15 protein-coding genes are annotated in these 15,841 nt (G+C 71.4%); 14 read left to right on the forward strand and 1 reads right to left on the reverse strand.

What is annotated here, in order from left to right:
• Positions 1 to 7 precede the first annotated feature (7 nt).
• The 9 genes from tsf to ATL40_RS04330 all read left to right on the forward strand — a co-directional run bounded on the left by tsf (position 8) and on the right by ATL40_RS04330 (position 9,360).
• Positions 8 to 853: a translation elongation factor Ts gene (tsf, locus tag ATL40_RS04290; RefSeq protein ID WP_098468457.1), complete on the forward strand. Its 846-nt coding sequence runs from the start codon at positions 8 to 10 to the stop codon at positions 851 to 853.
• A gap of 111 nt (positions 854 to 964) precedes the next feature.
• Entirely contained in the window at positions 965 to 1,729 is a 765-nt protein-coding gene (gene pyrH / locus ATL40_RS04295; protein ID WP_098468458.1) for a UMP kinase, read from the forward strand.
• Positions 1,730 to 1,808: 79 nt separating this feature from the next.
• Positions 1,809 to 2,366: a ribosome recycling factor gene (frr, locus tag ATL40_RS04300; RefSeq protein ID WP_098468459.1), complete on the forward strand. Its 558-nt coding sequence runs from the start codon at positions 1,809 to 1,811 to the stop codon at positions 2,364 to 2,366.
• A gap of 3 nt (positions 2,367 to 2,369) precedes the next feature.
• The gene (locus ATL40_RS04305; RefSeq protein ID WP_098468460.1) at positions 2,370 to 3,518 is read left to right on the forward strand and encodes a phosphatidate cytidylyltransferase; all 1,149 of its coding nucleotides are present in this window, start codon (positions 2,370 to 2,372) and stop codon (positions 3,516 to 3,518) included.
• Between the two features lie 7 nt (positions 3,519 to 3,525).
• Positions 3,526 to 4,725 carry a dual-specificity RNA methyltransferase RlmN gene (rlmN, locus tag ATL40_RS04310; RefSeq protein ID WP_098468461.1) on the forward strand — a complete coding sequence of 400 codons (1,200 nt, stop codon included), beginning with the start codon at positions 3,526 to 3,528 and terminating at the stop codon, positions 4,723 to 4,725.
• Between the two features lie 27 nt (positions 4,726 to 4,752).
• Positions 4,753 to 5,322, forward strand: a complete 570-nt coding sequence (locus ATL40_RS04315) for a cell division protein DivIVA (RefSeq protein WP_245866721.1) — start codon at positions 4,753 to 4,755, stop codon at positions 5,320 to 5,322.
• An 8-nt stretch (positions 5,323 to 5,330) separates the two neighbouring features.
• Positions 5,331 to 6,623 (forward strand): M50 family metallopeptidase, encoded by a 1,293-nt coding sequence (locus ATL40_RS04320; RefSeq protein ID WP_098468462.1) that lies wholly within the window; start codon positions 5,331 to 5,333, stop codon positions 6,621 to 6,623.
• A gap of 3 nt (positions 6,624 to 6,626) precedes the next feature.
• Positions 6,627 to 7,493, forward strand: coding sequence for a GNAT family N-acetyltransferase (locus ATL40_RS04325; RefSeq protein ID WP_098468463.1), 867 nt, complete (start codon positions 6,627 to 6,629; stop codon positions 7,491 to 7,493).
• A gap of 76 nt (positions 7,494 to 7,569) precedes the next feature.
• Positions 7,570 to 9,360, forward strand: a complete 1,791-nt coding sequence (locus ATL40_RS04330; protein WP_098468464.1) for a proline--tRNA ligase — start codon at positions 7,570 to 7,572, stop codon at positions 9,358 to 9,360.
• Here the strand turns inward: ATL40_RS04330 and ATL40_RS04335 are convergent.
• Positions 9,333 to 10,373 carry a hypothetical protein gene (locus tag ATL40_RS04335; RefSeq protein ID WP_098468465.1) on the reverse strand — a complete coding sequence of 347 codons (1,041 nt, stop codon included), beginning with the start codon at positions 10,371 to 10,373 and terminating at the stop codon, positions 9,333 to 9,335. The genes ATL40_RS04330 and ATL40_RS04335 overlap by 28 nt on opposite strands.
• 97 nt (positions 10,374 to 10,470) lie before the next feature.
• Here ATL40_RS04335 and ATL40_RS04340 point away from each other — a divergent pair, with 97 nt between their 5' ends.
• From ATL40_RS04340 to rbfA, 5 genes are all read left to right on the forward strand, one after another.
• Positions 10,471 to 10,962, forward strand: a complete 492-nt coding sequence (locus ATL40_RS04340) for a ribosome maturation factor RimP (RefSeq protein ID WP_098468466.1) — start codon at positions 10,471 to 10,473, stop codon at positions 10,960 to 10,962.
• A complete protein-coding gene (gene nusA / locus ATL40_RS04345; RefSeq protein WP_098468467.1) occupies positions 10,962 to 11,972 on the forward strand; it encodes a transcription termination factor NusA in 1,011 nt (336 codons plus the stop codon). Before ATL40_RS04340 ends, nusA begins: the two co-directional genes overlap by 1 nt.
• 15 nt (positions 11,973 to 11,987) lie before the next feature.
• Positions 11,988 to 12,338: a YlxR family protein gene (locus ATL40_RS04350; protein WP_098468468.1), complete on the forward strand. Its 351-nt coding sequence runs from the start codon at positions 11,988 to 11,990 to the stop codon at positions 12,336 to 12,338.
• Between the two features lie 105 nt (positions 12,339 to 12,443).
• Positions 12,444 to 15,374 carry a translation initiation factor IF-2 gene (gene infB / locus ATL40_RS04355; protein ID WP_098468469.1) on the forward strand — a complete coding sequence of 977 codons (2,931 nt, stop codon included), beginning with the start codon at positions 12,444 to 12,446 and terminating at the stop codon, positions 15,372 to 15,374.
• Complete coding sequence (rbfA, locus tag ATL40_RS04360) at positions 15,371 to 15,841, forward strand: 30S ribosome-binding factor RbfA (RefSeq protein WP_098468470.1); 471 nt, start codon at positions 15,371 to 15,373, stop codon at positions 15,839 to 15,841. The genes infB and rbfA overlap by 4 nt, the downstream gene beginning before the upstream one ends.

Genomic DNA, 15,841 nt, shown 5'->3' on the forward strand with positions numbered 1-15,841 from the left:
CGCACACATGGCTACGTACACCGCTGCCGACATCAAGGCCCTGCGGGAGAAGTCCGGCGCCGGCATGCTGGACGTGAAGAAGGCCCTCGACGAGGCTCAGGGCGATGCAGACAAGGCGATGGAGATCATCCGCATCAAGGGCCTGAAGGGCGTCGCCAAGCGCGAGGACCGCCAGGCCTCGGAGGGTCTCGTCGTGGCTGCGGTCGTCGACGCGCCTGACGCCGACGGTCAGATCGGCATCCTGGTCGAGTTGAACGCGGAGACCGACTTCGTCGCCAAGAACGAGAAGTTCATCGAGTTGGCCGACACCGTGCTCGGGGCTGCGGTCGCTTCAGGTGCCGCGGACGCCGACGCCCTGCTGACCGCCACGGTCGGCGAGCGTACGGTCTCCGAGCTCGTCGACGAGTCCGCCGCCACGCTCGGCGAGAAGATCGTGGTGCGCCGGGTGGCGCGGCTGGGTGGCGAGCGCATCGCCACCTACCTGCACCGCACCTCCAAGGACCTGCCCCCGCAGGTCGGTGTGCTGGTCGCGAGCGACGTGCCCGGTGCCGAGATCGCCGGTGAGGTCGCGATGCACGTGGCCGCCTTCTCCCCGCTGTACCTGCAGCGTGAGGAGATCCCGGAGGCGACCGTCGCCGACGAGCGCCGCATCGCCGAGGAGACGGCCCGCAACGAGGGCAAGCCCGAGGCCGCGCTGCCGAAGATCATCGAGGGTCGCCTGAACGGGTTCTTCAAGGACCAGGTGCTCCTCGACCAGGCCTTCGCGCGCGAGCCGAAGAAGTCCGTCGGCACGGTGGTGTCCGAGGCGGGCGGGACGATCACCGGATTCGTCCGCTACCGCGTCGGCGCCTGACCGACCACTGCGCACGGCCCCGCCGGCACGGAGAGAGACCGTCCGGCGGGGCCGCCGCACACCACCGGGTCGAGTGCTCGTCGCTCGCTCGCCCACACCCCCATCCCGCCCATGCCCACTGCACCCGCGCACAGCTTTGGAGGAAACGCCGTGACTACCCCCACCCCCGCCGGTCGTCGTCGAGTTCTGCTCAAGTTGTCGGGGGAGGTGTTCGGTGGAGGGACCGTGGGCCTCGACCCGGACGTCGTCTCCTCGGTGGCCCATGAGATCGCCGCTGCTGCCAATGCCGGCGTCGAGGTGGGTGTGGTTGTCGGGGGCGGCAACTTCTTCCGGGGGGCGGAACTGTCCCAGCGGGGCATCGACCGCTCACGGGCGGACTACATGGGCATGCTCGGGACGGTCATGAACTGCCTGGCTCTGCAGGACTTCCTGGAGAAGGCCGGCGTGAGCACCCGGGTGCAGACCGCGATCACCATGGGCCAGGTCGCCGAGCCCTACATCCCGTTGCGCGCGATCCGGCACATGGAGAAGGGGCGGGTCGTGGTGTTCGGGGCAGGTGCGGGGATGCCGTACTTCTCCACCGACACCGTCGCGATCCAGCGGGCGCTGGAGACGCACTGTGATGAGGTCCTGGTCGGGAAGAACGGGGTGGACGGCGTCTACACAGCCGATCCGCGACTGGACCCGGATGCTCGTCGACTCGAGCGGCTGACCTTCGACGAGGCCATTCAGCGTGACCTGCGTGTGGTGGACGGCACGGCGTTCAGCCTGTGCCGTGACAACGCGCTGGCGATGCGCGTGTTCGGGATGAACGATCCGGGTAACGTCACACGAGCACTGCAAGGTGAGAACATCGGGACGCTGGTGACGGTCTGACCGGATCCACCAGTCACACACCACTGCCGCGGGAGGCCGCGGCCTGGACGCGAGCACGGCTCGCACGAACGGAGCACGGGTGATCGACGACACACTCCTCGAGGCCGAGGACAAGATGGACAAGGCGGTGGAGGTCGTCCGTGGTGACTTCGCCGCCATCCGTACCGGTCGCGCCAACGCCGGTCTGTTCACCAAGATCGAGGTCGACTACTACGGGGCGCCCACCCCGCTGCAGCAACTCGCGAGCGTGACCATCCCGGAGGCCCGCGTGGTGCTGATCTCGCCGTACGACCGCACGGCCAGCAACGACATCATCCGCGCGCTGCGCGAGTCGGACCTCGGCGTGAACCCCACCGACGACGGCAATGTGATCCGCGTGACGCTGCCCCAGCTGACCGAGGAGCGTCGCCGCGAGTACGTCAAGCTCGCCAAGACCAAGGCGGAGGAGGCGCGGGTCTCCGTGCGCGCGGTGCGCCGCAAGGCGAAGGACGAACTGGACCGGCTGGTGAAGGACGGCGAGGTCGGCGAGGACGAGGTCACCCGCGCCGAGAAGGAACTCGAGTCCGTGACGAAGGCACACGTCGAGACGATCGACGACCTGCTCTCGCACAAGGAGCGCGAGCTCCTCGAAGTCTGAGCGATGTCGCACGACGCGCCAGAGCCGACGCGGCCGCTCACCCGACGCGAGTTGCGTGAGCGCCGCGCGCGGGAGGCCGCCGCCCAGGAACAGGCCCCCCAGGCGGCGGCGTCCCAGGAGCAGCCGGCCCAGGACGCGGCTGCACTGACCTCCGCGGCCACGACCGAGTCCGCACTCCCCGCGCCGTCGGCGGTGCCCGCCCCGGCCGGCCCGACCGATCCGGCGCCGCCGGTCGCGGTCCCGGTGACCACCGATCCGGACGTGGTGCGGGCAGCGGTGAGCGACCCGCTGGTGCCCGAGCCCACTCCCAGTGCGGTGGAGAGTGACCAACCCTCCCGCGCGGGTCGTAACCTGCCGGTGGCGACCGGCGTGGGCGTCGGTCTGGGGGCCGTGTTCGTCGGGAGCCTGTTCTGGCGCAGCGAACTGTTCATCGCGTTCGCCTTCGTCCTGATCCTGGCGGTGGTGATCGAGTTGCGCTCCGCTCTGGCGACCCGAGACCTCCAGGTCCCGGTCCTGCCGATCGCGGTCGGCTCGGCCGGTATGTTCGTCAGTGCCTACCTCGGTGGGGCCGCGGCACTGCTGGTCGCCTTCGTGGCCACCAGCGGCGCCGTGTTCGTCTGGTGCGTGCTGGACAACAATGGCCTGCCCGCGTTGCGCTCGGGCAGTGCCGCCGTGTTCGTCGTGGCCTATGTGCCCTTCCTGGCCTCCTTCCTCGTGCTGGCACTGACGCAGCCGGACGGCGCCTGGCGGGTGTTCCTCGTCGTGGTCGCCGTGGTGGCTAGCGACACCGGCGGGTACATCGCGGGGGTGTTGTGGGGTCGCCACCCCCTCGCCCCCACGGTCAGTCCGAAGAAGTCCTGGGAGGGGTTCGCGGGCTCCCTCGCGCTGGCCTGTGGCGCGAGCACCGCTGTGGTCACCCTCGCGTTGGGTCTCGCCTGGTGGTTCGGCCTGGTGGTCGGGGCCCTCGCGACGATCGCCGCCGTGGTGGGCGACCTCGGGGAGTCCCTGATCAAGCGCGACCTCGGCCTGAAGGACATGGGTTCGGTGCTGCCGGGCCACGGCGGTGTGCTGGATCGGGTCGATGCCCTGCTGGTCGCCGCGCCGCTGCTGGTGAGCGCGTTCGCTTTCCTGGCGCCTGTGGCAGCACAATGAGGACACGATGAGTCAGTCACCGACACCCGCAGCCAGTACCCAGGACGCCGCCGCCGCGCCGGGGGCACCCGTGGCCACCGCCGTCGCGGCGCCGCAGGGCCGCCCACGTCTGCAGATGGCCGCACCGAGACGGGGTAAGCCGCCGCGGCACCTCGCGGACCTGACACTGGCCGAGCGCAAGGAGGCGCTCGTGGAGCTCGGTTTCCCCGGGTTCAGGGGTGACCAGCTCTCGCGCCACTACTTCTCCCACCTCAGCCGCACGGCCGAGGAGATGACGGACTTGCCCGCCCAGGGGCGCGAGGAACTCGTCGAGGCGCTGCTGCCCGATCTGGTCTCCCCCGCGCACGTCATGCAGGCCGACGGCGGCGACACCGTCAAGACGCTGTGGCGGATGCACGACGGCGCGAAGGTCGAGTCGGTGCTGATGCGGTACAGCGACCGCACCACCCTGTGTGTCTCCAGCCAGGCAGGCTGTGGCATGGCCTGCCCGTTCTGCGCCACGGGGCAACTGGGACTGACCCGCAACCTCTCCACCGCCGAGATCATCGAGCAGGTACGGCAGGCCGCGCGTGCCAGCCGGGACGGTGACCTGCCCGGGGGTCCGTGCCGGCTCTCCAACATCGTGTTCATGGGGATGGGTGAGCCCCTCGCCAACTACAAGGCCGTGATCGGTGCGGTGCGCCGCATGGTGGAACCCGCGCCCTCCGGTTTCGGTATCTCGGCTCGCAACGTCACGGTCTCCACGGTCGGTCTGGTGCCGGCCATGCGCAAGCTCGCGGACGAGGGGATCCCGGTGACCCTCGCGCTCTCGCTGCACGCCCCGGACGATGCGCTGCGCGACGAACTGATCCCGATCAACTCGCGTTGGAAGGTCGGGGAGACCCTCGACGCCGCGCGCCACTACTTCGAGGTCACCGGGCGGCGGGTCTCGATCGAGTACGCCCTGATCCGGGACATGAACGACCACGGGTGGCGCGCCTCCCTCCTGGCCGATGAGCTGATCAAACGCGGCCGGGGGTGGGTGCACGTCAACCCGATCCCGCTGAACCCGACCCCGGGGTCGAAGTGGACGGCGAGCGACCCGGCTGTGGAGGCGGAGTTCGTGCGGCGTTTGCGTGATGCGGGTATCCCCACCACCATTCGTGACACCCGCGGTAGCGACATCGACGGTGCCTGCGGGCAGCTGGCCGCCGCCGTCGAGGACTGAGCGGGCGACGTGAGCGAAGGAGACACCGTGAGCGAGACCACCAAGGACCTCTTCCCCCGGGTCTCGGGGATGACCCGTGGCTACGACACCCAGCAGGTCAACGCGTTCATCGCGGCGGCGCGTGCCCAGTACGAGAACCGGGAGGATGCCCCGCAGGAGCGGATCGACGCGAACGCGATCCGTGCCACCTCCTTCGACCTGGTGCGCGGCGGGTACCAACCCGCCGTGGTCGATGCCGCACTGGACCGCCTGGAGTCCGCATTCGTGGCGGCCGCGCGCACCGAGTTCATCCGCGAGCACGGGCAGGACGCCTGGATGTCGCGCGTGGTGGAGCGTGCGACCGAACTCTACGGCCGGCTGACCCGGCCGGCGGGGGAGAAGTTCGCCCCGCCGGAGCACGGACGCGGCTATGCGGCCGATGAGGTGGACGAACTCATGGCGAAGCTGACCGCCTACTTCGACCACGGGACCCCGCTGAGCGCCGCTGCGGTGCGCACCGCCACCTTCTCCTCGGCGCCCCGTTCTCGCGCGTATGCCGAGGGACCGGTGGACGCCTTCCTCGATCACGCCGTCGACGTGCTCATGTCGGTCGAGTGACCTGACCGATGTTCTGGTTGGGCGTCCTCGCGCTCGTGCTCGGCCTGCTGGTGTCCATCGCGTGGCACGAGATCGGGCACCTGGTGCCGGCGAAGGCCTTCGGGGTGCGGGTGACGCAGTACATGGTGGGCTTCGGTGCCACGGTCTTCTCCCGGCGACACGGTGAGACCGAGTACGGACTGAAGGCAATCCCGCTGGGGGGATACATCCGTATGGTCGGGATGTACCCCACGGACGCCATGCTCGCTCCCGCCGGGGCCGCCACACGCGATCCCGGCTCGGCCACGGGGGTCCGACGCACGCTGCGGCAGATCGCTGCCGATGCCCGTTCCTACTCCGCCGAGGAGATGCTCCCGGGGGATGAACCCCGCACCTACGCGCGCCTGAGCGCGCCGCGCAAGGTGATCGTGATGCTGGGCGGACCGCTCGCCAACCTCGTGCTCGCCGTCGCGCTGCTCGCGGTGGTCTACCTCGGCATCGGCCTGCCGACGGCGACCACCACCATTGCGCAGGTCTCACCCTGCGTGACCTCGACCGAGTGCACCGCGGCCGACCCGGCCTCACCCGCCCAGCAGGCAGGGATCGAGCCCGGGGACGTGGTGGTCTCCTGGGACGGCCAGGCCACCACGACCTGGGGCGAGGTGCAGTCCGCGATCCTCGCGGGGCAGGGCGCGAGCGCGGACGTGGTGGTACGTCGTGAGGGGCAGCCGCGCACCCTGACGGTGACCCCGACCCTGGTGGAGCGGGAGGACGCGAACGGTGACCTCACCCAGGTCCCGGTGGTCGGGATCACCCCCACCGCCGCGCTCCAGCGCGCCGACCTGGGCACCTTCGCACGTGATCTCGGCGCCATGATCGGCGGCACCATCGGGGTCGTCGTCACGCTCCCGGCACAGCTGTGGGACGTGGCCGCCGCGACGATCACCGGGACCGATCGCTCCGAGGGGGTGCTCGGCCTGGTCGGTGTCGGTCGACTTGCGGGGGAGGCCACCTCCACCACCTCCAGCGTGGGGGTCATGGGCAACGTGATCGTGCTGCTGCAGATGGTGGCGAGCCTCAACGTCGCGCTGTTCGCTTTCAACCTCATCCCGCTGCTCCCTCTCGACGGCGGGCACGTGCTCGGCGCGCTGGTGGAAGGCGGACGGCGCCGGTTGGCCCGGTGGCGTGGTCGCCCCGACCCCGGGCTGCTGGACACCTCCCGGTTCGTGCCGGTCAGTTACGTGGTGGTGATCGCCCTGTTGGCGATGTTCGTGCTCCTGCTGGTTGCCGACGTCGTCGCGCCCGTCACACTCTCGGGGTAGCGGGTGTTCAGCCGTCGTTCGTCGTCCGTGGGGCGGCTGCAGACTCGCGTGCTCGCGCCGCAGGACCTGCGCCAGGCCCTGGCGCTGTGCCGCCAGGACCCGGTCTCCTCGGTGCTCGCGGCCGTCCGGCTGAACGAGTCCGGCGTGGCCGCCGGGGCCGGGGGCACCTGGGGCGCCTATCGGGACGGTGAGTTGCGTTCCTTCGTCTGGCTGGGTGCGAATGTCATCCCGGTCAGCCCCAGCGGCGACGGGCTCGCCGAGCTCGCTCCCCGGCTGCTGCACTCGCGTGGGCGGTTGTCCTCGATCGTCGGCGAGCGGGGCAGTGTCGAGACGCTGTGGGGCGAGGTGGCGGGGCAGTGGCCCGCGCCCCGCCAGGTGCGGGGCGATCAACCCTCCCTCGTGCTGCGCGAACGGGCCCTGGTGCCGCCGCATCCCCGGGTGCGCGAGGCGCGGCCCGAGGAGTTCGAGGCGGTCCTGCCCGCGAGCGTGGCGATGTTCGCGGACGAGTACGGGTACTCACCGATGAGTTCACCGCAGGGGGCGTATGCCACCCGGGTGCGCCAGCTCATCGACGGGGGGCGCACGTTCGTGCTGATGGAGCAGGCGGCCGGTCTGCCCCGGGTGGCGTTCAAGGCCGACATCGGGGCGATGGCGATGGGTGTGGCGCAGATCCAGGGGGTGTGGGTGGCCCCGCACCTACGCGGTCGCGGACTGGGGACGGCCGGCATGGCCGCCGTGGTCGACCTCGCGCGGGCTCGAGGCGCCGAGGTGGTCTCGCTCTACGTGAACGACTACAACGACGCCGCACGTCGGATGTACGCCACCGTGGGGTTCGTCCAGGAGGGCTCCTACGCCACGATCGTGTTGTGAGCGTGAGCTGCCCCGAGAGCGTCCAGCGCAGCGGTGGGTGACGGAGCGAGCGCGGGGCGGCCAGTAGGCTGGGGCCGTGTTGATGCGGATGTCCTCCCTGTTCCTTCGTACCCTGCGCGACGACCCGGTCGACGCCGAGGTCGATTCCCACAAGCTCCTGGTGCGTGCGGGCTACATCCGCCGCGCCGCCCCGGGCATCTACACCTGGCTGCCGCTGGGCCTGCGGGTGCTGGCCAAGGTGGAGCAGATCGTGCGTGAGGAGATGGCCGCCGCCGGCGCCCAGGAGATCCACTTCCCGGCGCTGCTGCCGCGCGAGCCGTACGAGGCGACCGGGCGCTGGAGCGAGTACGGGCCCAACCTCTTCCGCCTGCAGGACCGTCGCGAGAACGACTACCTGCTCGCGCCCACCCACGAGGAGATGTTCACCCTCGTGGTGAAGGACCTGTACTCCTCCTACAAGGACCTGCCGCTCGCGCTCTACCAGATCCAGACGAAGTACCGCGACGAGGCCCGGCCTCGCGCGGGGCTGCTGCGTGGCCGCGAGTTCATCATGAAGGACGCCTACACCTTCGACATCGACGAGGAAGCGCACGCGGCGGCCTACCAGCGTCAGCGCGATGCGTACGAGCGGGTGTTCTCCCGGCTCGGGCTGCCGTACGTGATCGTGGCCGCCACGTCCGGGGCCATGGGTGGATCGCGCTCGGAGGAGTTCCTCGTGCCGTGCGAGGTGGGGGAGGACACGTTCGTGCGCTCCCCGGGTGGGTACGCGGCCAACGTGGAGGCGGTCACCACGCCGGCGCCGCCCGCACGGGCATGGCAGGACCTGCCGCCCGCGAGCGTGGAGCAGACCCCCGACACCCCGACCATCGCCTCGCTGGTGGACGTGGCGAACGAGCGCTTCCCGCGCCCCGATCGGCCCTGGACCGCTGCCGACACCCTCAAGAACGTGGTGCTCGCCGTCACGGCGCCCACGGGGGAGCGCGAGACGATCGTGGTGGGCCTGCCCGGTGACCGGGACGTGGACCTGAAGCGCCTGGAGGCGGCACTCGCGCCCGCCGAGGTGGAGGCCGCTGGTCCGGATGACTTCGCGCGCCACCCCGAGTTGGTCAAGGGCTACATCGGCCCCGGTGTCATCGGCCCCAACGGTGCGCCGCGGGACGCGGAGGGTCAAGGCGGGGCGGTGCGCTACCTGCTCGACCCGCGCGTGGTGGACGGGACGGCGTGGATCACCGGAGCGGATCGGGCCGATCACCACGTGTTCGGGCTGGTGGCGGGTCGGGACTTCACTGCCGACGGCACGATCGACGTGGCCCAGGTGCGGGAAGGCGATGCGGCGCCGGACGGCTCCGGCCCGCTGGAACTGGCTCGCGGCATCGAGATGGGCCACGTCTTCGACCTGGGGACGAAGTACTCCCAGGCCCTGGGGCTGACCGTGCTGGACGCGAACGGCAAGGCGCGTGTGGTGCACATGGGCTCCTACGGGATCGGGGTCTCCCGTGCCGTGGCCGCACTTGCCGAGATCTACCACGACGACGCCGGGCTGACCTGGCCGGTGGCCGTGGCGCCCGCCCAGGTGCACATCGTGGCGACGGGCAAGGACGAGACGGTGTTCGCCGCTGCGGAGGATCTCGCGCGGTCCGCTCAGGAGGCGGGGCTCGAGGTGCTCCTGGACGACCGCCGCAAGGTCTCACCCGGTGTGAAGTTCGCGGATGCGGAACTGCTGGGCATGCCGGTGGTCGTGGTCATCGGGCGCGGGCTCGCCTCCGGGGTGATCGAGGTGCGCGAGCGTGCCTCCGGCGACCGCCGCGAGGTTCCCGTGGCTCAGGCGCTCGGGGCGGTTCAGGAGTCGGTGGCCGCGGCGGGATAGCCGGGGAGGGCGGTCAGGTCGAGGGCGGCGCGCGGGGCCACCCGCTGGATCTCCAGCAGACTGGCCAACGCGCCGTCCACCGCGGTTGCGCGCAGCGCGGAGGGCAGCGGTGCCTGCACCCACAGCGCCACCAGGTCCGACTCGATGGCGGCGGCCGCCGCCGGGGTGGACTGTGCCACGCCGGCGGTGTCGTACAGCGCCGAACGGGGATCCTGCGCGGTTCCGGCGAGCCCGCTCGCCACCGCCAGGTCGCTCGCGAGAGCGCGCAGTTCGCGGGCCCGCTCGAGGTAGTCCTCGGAGCCCTCCTCCGCCCGCGCCGCGAGGTACTCGTACGCGAAGCCGGCGGCGTCCAGGCCGCGGATGAGCTCCTGGGTCCCGGCCACCGATGCCAGGCGCCACGTGGCGGCCACGACCTGCGGCTGCTGCGGCGCCGGGGCCTCGGCGCCCGTGCTGTGCGCGAGGACCTGCGCGGCCCAGGCACGCCAGACCGCGACGGCGGTGTACAGGTCCGCGACCTCGGCGCTCGGCGCTGCCCCGATCGCCTCGCGGGCATCCTGTGCGGCTCGGGAGAGCCCGTCCACGAGGGCCTGCGGCGAGATGTCCTCGTCGGCGTCCACTGCCTCGCCCGTCTCGCCGCCGTCCGGTCCCGCGCCGGAATCCGCTCCGGTATCGGTCGGCGTGTCGGGCCGTGCCGGCGGCTCCCACTGCCCGCCCAGGAGGTCGGCCTGGGCCAGCGCGGCGTCCGCGACCTGAGCGACCTGATCGGCGAGGGCCTCGTCGGCCGTCAGCTCGCCGAGCGCCTCGGCGAGCTGCGCCGTCGCCAAGGACTGTGCCACCAGCGAGGCGCGCGCCGATTCGGCAGCATCGGCCGTGGGCAGCGGTTGCGGGGGCGTGTCCAGGCGCACACCGCAACCGGCGAGGAGGACGGCCGCGCCGAGCGCCACCACCGCGCGGGCGGCCGCGGAACGCGGACGGCGGGTGACGGCATGAGTCGAGGAGGTCGGACGAGGCACACGGCAACGGTAGTCTTATCCGTCGCGCCGCGTTCGTACCCCACGCGCGGCGACGTGCAGGGACAACAGAGCCGGAAGCGGATGGAGCGAGCAGGACATGGCAGCGGATCGAGCACTCGCCCAACGCGTGGACGCGCTGGCACAGGCCGTGGTGGCTCCCCATGATCTCGTGGTGGAGAAGGTCGACGTCCGGCGGCGCTCCGGCGCGCGCGTGGTCGTGGTCACCCTCGACCTGCGTGAGGGGCCGGGCAGCCTCGACCTGGACCGGCTGGGTGATCTCTCCCGTGAGATCTCCGCCGCGCTGGACGGGGCGGATGCCGTCCCCGGCGCCTACACGCTCGAGGTGACGACCCCCGGGGTGGGGCGGCCACTGACACAGCCGCGGCATTTCTCGCGGGCAACGGGGCGCCTGATCGAGGCGCGCCTGCGCGACGGCGCCCGGGTCCTCGGGCGTGTCAGCGGCGCCGAGCCACAGCCCGATGGCTCGGTAACGCTCGAGGTCGCCGGTTCGCCGCGCACGGTGGCCTATGCAGACATTGCCGACGCGACCGTCCAGGTCGAGCTGCGTCGGGTGAAGGAGGACGACTGATGGACATCGACATGGCCACGCTGCGCATGATCGAGCGCGAGCGGGAGATCCCGCTGGACGTGCTCGTGGGTGCGATCGAGCAGGCACTGCTGACCGCGTACGAGAAGACCCCCGACGCACGCGCCGGTGCCCGGGTCGAGGTCGACAGGTCGAGCGGGCACGTGAGCGTTCTGGTCTCCGAGACGATCGGTGAGGGAGAGGAGGCGGTCACCCACGAGGTGGACGACACCCCGGCCGGGTTCGGCCGGGTGGCCACCGCCACCGCCCGCAGCGTGATCGTGCAGCGGCTTCGGGACGCCGAGGACGAGCAGGTGCTCGGCACCTTCAAGGGCTCCCAGATGCAGTTGATCACCGGTGTGGTGCAGCAGGGAGGTCGGCACGGCACCATCCTGGTGGACCTCGGCGGCGGGGTCGAGGGCGCCCTGCCCCCACACGAGCAGGTGCCCGGAGAGGACCTCCCGCACGGCACCCGCATCAAGGCGTACGTGACGGATGTCTCCCGCGGCATGCGCGGACCGAACATCACCCTCTCGCGCACGCACCCGAACTTCGTCAAGCGGCTCTTCGAGCACGAGGTTCCCGAGGTCGCCGACGGCAGCGTGGAGATCATGGCGTTGGCCCGCGAGGCGGGTCACCGCAGCAAGGTGGCCGTGCGCTCGAACGTTGCCGGACTCGGCGCGAAGGGGGCCTGCATCGGCCCAATGGGACAGCGGGTGCGCGCCGTCATGGCCGAGCTACGGGGTGAGAAGATCGACATCGTCGACTACGTCGAGGACCCGGCACGCTTCGTCGCGGCGGCGCTCTCGCCGTCCCGCGTGTCCTCGGTCACGGTGGTGGACCCCGAGGCGCGGACCGCGCGCGTGGTGGTGCCGGACTATCAGCTCTCGCTCGCCATCGGCAAGGAGGGTCAGAATGCCCGTCTCGCCGCGCGCCTGACCGGCTGGAAGATCGACATCCACTCCGACGCCGAGGGCGAGGCCGACCAGCGTGGCGGCTCCGAGCGGTCCTGAGGCGGGGGTACACTGATGGGCGGGTCCGCGTTCCGGACACCGCGTCCACTGCGCTCTTCTGCCCACCTCAACCCGTCCCAGGACGGTCTCGGTGGTGCCGGGGTGCGTACGTGCATCGGGTGCAGGGAACGCGGACGTCGTGCCGACCTCGTGCGTCTGATCGCCCGGGGAGAGCGCGTCGTGGTCGATGAGCGCGCCAGCGCCCCCGGGAGGGGAGCGTGGTTGCACTGTCGATCTGCCTGCCTCGAGCAGGCGGTACGGCGCCGCGCGATCGGACGGGCACTGCGAATGCAGGGTCCGATCGATGATCACGCGGTGTGGACATGGTTCGGCGCGATCGAGCGCGCCGAGCATCGAGTCGAGTAGTGAGAGCGGGTTGACACGCCGATGGGCACCCGATGAGTACTCAGTAATGAGCTCGAACCACTGAACGCGGTCCTCCCTCTCCGGGCGGACCGGAGAAGGAGAGTTGTGGCAAAGGTCCGAGTCCACGAGCTCGCGCGCGAGCTAGGGATCGACAGCAAGACGATGCTGGCCCGGCTGCAGGAGATGGGGGAGTACGCCAAGGCGGCGTCCTCGACCATCGAGGCACCGGTCGTGCGTCGTGTCCGCGAGAAGTACCCCGTCGCCGAGACGGAGAAGAAGTCGGCCGCACAGACGGCCAAGAAGCCGGCCGCCGAGACGGAGCAGAAGCCGGCCAAGAAGCCCGCGCCGAAGCCGGCACCCGAACCCGCCGCCGAGGCTCCCGTAACCCGGGAGCCGAAGGCGGCACAGGAGCCCGCCGCCGAGGCGACGCCTGCGCCGAGCTCGCAGGGCCCGGCCGAGGCCCCGGCCCCGTCGGCACCCGCAGCAGACGCCCCCGCGGCCGAGGCCGGCGATGCTCGCCGCGCCCCGAAGCCCGGTGGCCCCAAGCCCCCGACCCCCGGCCCCAAGCCGGGCGGCCAGCGCTCGGGTGGCTCGAACCGGCCGGGTAACAACCCGTTCGCGTCCTCGCAGGGCATGCCGCGCCCCGGTGGTGGGGGTGGCGAAGGACGCCGCGGCGGCTCCGCGCGTCCGGGTAACAACCCGTTTGCGTCCTCGCAGGGCATGCCGCGCCCCGGTGGCAGCGGTGGCAGTGGCGGTCCCCGCCCCGGGCAGCGCCCGGGCGCGCAGGCCGGTCCTGGTGGACCGCGTCCCGGACCCGGCGCAGCCGGACCCCGCCCGGGTGGCGGCGGCGGCCAGCGCGAGGGTCAGCGTGACGGTCAGCGCTCCGGTGGCGGCCCCCGTCCCGGCGGTCCCCGCCCCTCGCCCGCCGCGATGCCCGGCCGCAGTGCGGTCGGTCGCCCCGGCGCACCCGCCCGTGGTGGTGGCGGCGGTGGCGGTCGTGGTCGTGGCGGTCAGGGTGGCGGTCCCGGTGGACCCGGCGGTGGCGGCGGCTTCGGCGGTCGTCCCGGTGGCGGCGGCGGTCGCGGTGGTCGCGGTGGGACGCAGGGTGCGTTCGGTCGCGCCGGCGGCAAGCCGGTGCGCGCACGCAAGTCGCGCCGCGCGAAGCGCCAGGAGTTCGAGCAGATGTCCGCGCCGTCGGTCGGCGGTGTCCAGGTCCCCCGTGGCGACGGCACCACCGAGGTGCGTATTCGCCGCGGAGCGAGCCTGTCGGACTTCGCCGACCGGATCGATGCGAACCCCGCGAGCCTGGTGACCGTGCTGTTCCACCTCGGTGAGATGGCCACCGTCACCCAGGCGCTGGACGAGGGCACCTTCGAGGCCCTGGGCGCCGAGCTCGGCTACGTCATCAAGATCGTCTCGCCCGAGGACGAGGAGCGCGAGCTGCTCGGCCAGTTCGACATCGACCTGGACGCCGAGGCCGAGGCCGAGGGCGACGAGGACCTGAGCCCGCGTGCACCGGTCGTGACCGTGATGGGTCACGTCGACCACGGTAAGACGAAGCTGCTGGACGCCGTCCGCTCCACCGATGTGGTCGCGGGCGAGGCCGGTGGCATCACCCAGCACATCGGCGCCTACCAGGTCTCGGTGGAGCACGAGGGTGAGCCGCGCAAGATCACCTTCATCGACACCCCGGGTCACGAGGCGTTCACCGCCATGCGTGCCCGTGGTGCCGACGTCACCGACATCGCGATCCTCGTGGTCGCCGCGGACGACGGCGTGATGCCCCAGACCGTGGAGGCCCTCAACCACGCCCAGGCGGCCGGTGTGCCGATCGTCGTGGCCGTGAACAAGGTCGACAAGGAGGGGGCGAACCCCGACAAGGTGATGCAGCAGCTCACCGAGTACAACCTTGTGGCCGAGGCCTACGGCGGCGACACGATGTTCGTCAACGTCTCGGCGCTGCGCCGCCAGGGCCTGGACGAGCTCCTCGAGGCCGTGCTGCTCACCGCCGACGCCGCCCTGGACCTGCGGGCCAACCCCGACAAGGACGCCCGCGGTATCGCCATCGAGGCGAACCTGGACAAGGGTCGCGGCGCCGTTGCGACGGTGCTGGTGCAGTCCGGGACCCTGCACGTGGGTGACGCGATCGTGGCCGGTACCGCCTACGGACGCGTGCGTGCCATGTTCGGTGACCACGGCGAGAGCCTCAGCGAGGCCATCCCGTCCACGCCGGTGCAGGTGCTCGGGCTGTCCTCGGTGCCGCGCGCCGGTGACACCTTCCTGGTGGCGCCGGATGACCGCACCGCCCGTCAGATCGCCGACAAGCGCGATGCCGCCGACCGTGCCGCCCTGCTGGCCAAGCGCCGTAAGCGCATGAGCCTGGAGGACTTCACCCAGGCCGTGGAGGCCGGCAAGGTCACCACGCTCAACCTGGTCATCAAGGGTGACGTGTCCGGTGCCGTGGAGGCGCTCGAGGACGCGCTGCTCAAGATCGACGTGGGCGACGAGGTCGACCTGCGGATCATCCACCGCGGTGTGGGTGCCATCACGCAGAACGACGTCAACCTGGCCACGGTCGACAACGCCGTGGTGATCGGGTTCAACGTGCGGCCGGATGTGCGGGTCTCCGAGCTCGCCGATCGTGAGGGTGTCGACATCCGGTACTACTCGGTCATCTACCAGGCGATCGAGGACGTGGAGAGCTCCCTCAAGGGCATGCTCAAGCCGATCTACGAGGAGGTGCAGCTCGGGACGGCGGAGATCCGTCAGATCTTCCGCAGCTCCAAGTTCGGCAACATCGCCGGGTCGATCGTGCGGTCGGGTCTCATCCGCCGCAACGCCTCCGCGCGCGTGCTGCGCAACGGTGTCGTCATCGGGGAGGGCGTCAAGATCGAGTCGCTGCGCCGGGAGAAGGACGATGTCACCGAGGTCCGCGAGGGCTTCGAGTGCGGCATCAGCCTCGGGTCGTTCAACGACCTGCGGGAGGGTGACGTCATCGAGACCTTCGAGAACCGGGAGAAGGAGCGCTCGGCATGACCGGGAACACTCGGGCCATCCGCCTGGGTGAGTCGATCAAGACGATCGTCGCGACGATGCTCGAGAAGCGGGTCAAGGACCCGCGACTCGGGTTCGTCACGGTCACCGACGTGGAGGTCACCCGCGACCTGCAGCACGCCACCGTGTTCTACACGGTGCTCGGCTCACCGGAGGAGGTGACCGCCACGCAGGCGGCGCTGGAGTCCGCGAAGGGACTGCTGCGCAGCGAGGTCGGGAAGCGGACGGGGGTGCGGTTCACGCCGTCGCTCACCTTCCGGCTCGACTCCGCGCCGCAGTCCGCCGCGGACATCGCCGAGGCGCTGCGGGTGGCCGCGGCCCGCGACGCCGAGCTGCGCAAGAGTGCCGAGGGTGCCCAGTACGCCGGCGAGGCCGACCCGTACAAGCAGGCCGGCGATTCGCAGGCCGACGCAGCACAGGCCGACACAGCGCAGGCCGGCGAGGCCTGA

The sequence above is a fragment of the Serinibacter salmoneus genome, from assembly GCF_002563925.1.
Taxonomy (GTDB): domain Bacteria; phylum Actinomycetota; class Actinomycetes; order Actinomycetales; family Beutenbergiaceae; genus Serinibacter; species Serinibacter salmoneus.

Bases quoted from the DNA above. Each gene is read 5' to 3' on its own strand.
- ATL40_RS04320 (WP_098468462.1), top strand. From the start codon at position 5,331: ATGTTCTGGTTGGGCGTCCTCGCGCTCGTGCTCGGCCTGCTGGTGTCC.
- ATL40_RS04340 (WP_098468466.1), top strand. From the start codon at position 10,471: ATGGCAGCGGATCGAGCACTCGCCCAACGCGTGGACGCGCTGGCACAG.
- rlmN (WP_098468461.1), top strand. From the start codon at position 3,526: ATGAGTCAGTCACCGACACCCGCAGCCAGTACCCAGGACGCCGCCGCC.
- pyrH (WP_098468458.1), top strand. From the start codon at position 965: ATGCCCACTGCACCCGCGCACAGCTTTGGAGGAAACGCCGTGACTACC.
- nusA (WP_098468467.1), top strand. From the start codon at position 10,962: ATGGACATCGACATGGCCACGCTGCGCATGATCGAGCGCGAGCGGGAG.
- rbfA (WP_098468470.1), top strand. From the start codon at position 15,371: ATGACCGGGAACACTCGGGCCATCCGCCTGGGTGAGTCGATCAAGACG.
- tsf (WP_098468457.1), top strand. From the start codon at position 8: ATGGCTACGTACACCGCTGCCGACATCAAGGCCCTGCGGGAGAAGTCC.
- ATL40_RS04350 (WP_098468468.1), top strand. From the start codon at position 11,988: ATGGGCGGGTCCGCGTTCCGGACACCGCGTCCACTGCGCTCTTCTGCC.
- ATL40_RS04305 (WP_098468460.1), top strand. From the start codon at position 2,370: ATGTCGCACGACGCGCCAGAGCCGACGCGGCCGCTCACCCGACGCGAG.